General features: G+C 63.5%; 3 protein-coding genes. All 3 read right to left on the reverse strand.

Going from position 1 to position 2,084, the window contains the following annotated elements; genetic code table 11:
• Nucleotides 1-298: hypothetical protein (locus NFX52_RS29880; RefSeq protein ID WP_252635982.1), on the reverse strand; the 298-nt coding region annotated here is incomplete at its 3' end.
• Between the two features lie 166 nt (nt 299-464).
• Nucleotides 465-1,325: a dioxygenase family protein gene (locus NFX52_RS29885; protein ID WP_055400482.1), complete on the reverse strand. Its 861-nt coding sequence runs from the start codon at nt 1,323-1,325 to the stop codon at nt 465-467.
• 203 nt (nt 1,326-1,528) lie between these two features.
• On the reverse strand, nt 1,529-2,083 hold the full coding sequence (locus NFX52_RS29890; protein ID WP_252635983.1) for a TIGR00645 family protein: 555 nt from the start codon (nt 2,081-2,083) through the stop codon (nt 1,529-1,531).
• Nucleotide 2,084: the final 1 nt, after the last annotated feature.

Here is a 2,084-nt window from a genome sequence, read left to right on the forward strand (position 1 = left end):
GGGCGGGGGGCGGGCCGCCTGCACCGCCGGGGCCGCCAGGCCCGCCTGCGGGCATGGCCACCAGGGTGCTACCCATTGTGCGGCATGTGCCTGCGAGCGATTTGCCGTCAGGCATGGTCAGCGTCACGCTGGCGCCTTCGGTCTTGCCCTTGCAGGCGGCATAGGCTTCGGGCGGCGGAGCGGGCTGCTCTTGCCGGCCCTGCGATTGCGCCAGCACGGGGGCGGCGGATGTGGCTGCCAGTACGGTCGCGAGGGTCATGCGGGCCAGCAGGTGGAGGCGAAGAGAGTGCAAAGTCATGGTGATTTTTCCGTCAGTGTTGTGGAGAAAAGCGTTCAACGAGTGGATTCGCCGCCAGAAATCGGCACGGCCCAGGCCAGTGCACCCGTAGAACCGGCTTTGGCGGGCCACCGGGTGCGTCCCCCTCCGGGGGATGGCGCCGAAGGCGACTCAAGGGGGCTTTCAGTCAAGCCGCAATCGAGATCGTGATGCTGGCCGAGTACCCGCCGCCGCTGTTGGCCTGCATCGAGGTCATCTCCAGCGTGGTGCCATCGCTGAAGACGTTGTCCGTGGCAAAGGTGATGGAAGCCAGGTTGCGCACGCTGGCGCTGTAGCCGGAATTGGCGCTGTAGATGCTGCTGAGCAGCTCGGTGGGGAAGGCCAGCTGCGTGGTCTTGACCTTGTTGCGCGCATTGTTGGCCGACGCGAGCGTGGGGTAGATCTCCAGGTGCATGTGCGGCATGCGGCCCGCATAACAGCCGGGCACGATGGTGGTGAAGGTCACGGTGCCGCTGGCATCCGTGGCCTGCACGCCGCGCAGGTAGTTGTCGGCAATGTTGTTCGAGCTGTAGACCGAGTAGTTGCCGTCCTGCGTGCAGTGCCACAGGTAGATGGCGTAGCCTGATAGCGCTGCGCAGCTGGCGCTGGTGTTCGTCAGCGTGATGGTGATGGTCAGCGGCACGCCGCTGACCTGCGTGGACGAGCCGATGGAGTTGCGGATGTCCGAGCGCACGATGCCGCTGAGCGCCAGCACGTTGTAGGTGTTGTTGCTGGCCGTGGAGCCATCGGCGGGGTAGGGGCCTGCGGTTTCTTCGGGGACAACCGAGCAGGTGGTTGTGGTGCCTGTACCCGTGCCTGTCCCCGTTCCGGTGCCTGTACCTGTGGTGTCGGTCGTGTCCGTGGTTTCGGTGTCTCCACCCCCGCAGCCGAACAAGGTGGCCATGCCCAGGGAGCCCAGGGCGTTCAGGGCAAAACGGCGGTTGGTGGGTGCCTGCGTGGCGGCGGCGAGGGGGGCGACGATGGCTTGGGCAGCGGTGCTGCGGTCCATGGATTTCTCCTGCAAGTGGGTATGGCCTGCACTGTGCCGCCCGATTGGGGAGAAATTTGGGAGCAGATATCGACCTAATTTGCTACCTTTTTTGTAGCTATAAATCAATACCAGTTAAGCGTCAGGCCTGATTTTCATGCAAAAAATGCAAAGAGGCCGCAATGGGCGGCCTCTTTCGGGTGCGGAGGGGGGGAGGGCGGCCGTCAGTGGCGCGCGGGCGGTGTGGAATGCGCCATCAGGCGGTCTGTCAGGGCAATGGCCAGCGCGCTGAGCAGGAACACCACATGGATGATGGTCTGCCACATCAGCACCTTGATGTCGTAGTTGGCGGCGTTGATGAAGGTCTTGAGCAGGTGGATCGAGCTGATGCCGATGATGGCGGTGGCCAGCTTGACCTTGAGCACCGAGGCGTTCACATGGCTCAGCCACTCGGGCTGGTCGGGGTGGTCTTCCAGGTGCAGGCGCGAGACGAAGGTTTCATAGCCCCCCACGATCACCATGATCAGCAGGTTCGAGATCATCACCACGTCGATCAGCGCCAGCACCACCAGCATGATGATGGTTTCGTTGAGCGAGGTCACCTCGAAGTCGCTCTTGTAGCCAATGCTGGAGACCAGGCTCTTGAGCGCGGTGGTGTTGCCAAAAGCGGCCTCGATCAGATGCACCAGCTCCACCCAGAAGTGGAAAACGTACACCGCCTGGGCCAGGATCAGGCCCAGGTACAGGGGCAGCTGCAGCCACCGGCTGGCAAAAATCAGC

Source organism: Acidovorax facilis, from assembly GCF_023913775.1.
In the GTDB taxonomy this organism is placed as follows: Bacteria; Pseudomonadota; Gammaproteobacteria; order Burkholderiales; family Burkholderiaceae_C; genus Acidovorax; species Acidovorax facilis.

Bases quoted from the DNA above. Each gene is read 5' to 3' on its own strand.
- NFX52_RS29885 (WP_055400482.1), bottom strand. From the start codon at position 1,325: ATGGACCGCAGCACCGCTGCCCAAGCCATCGTCGCCCCCCTCGCCGCC.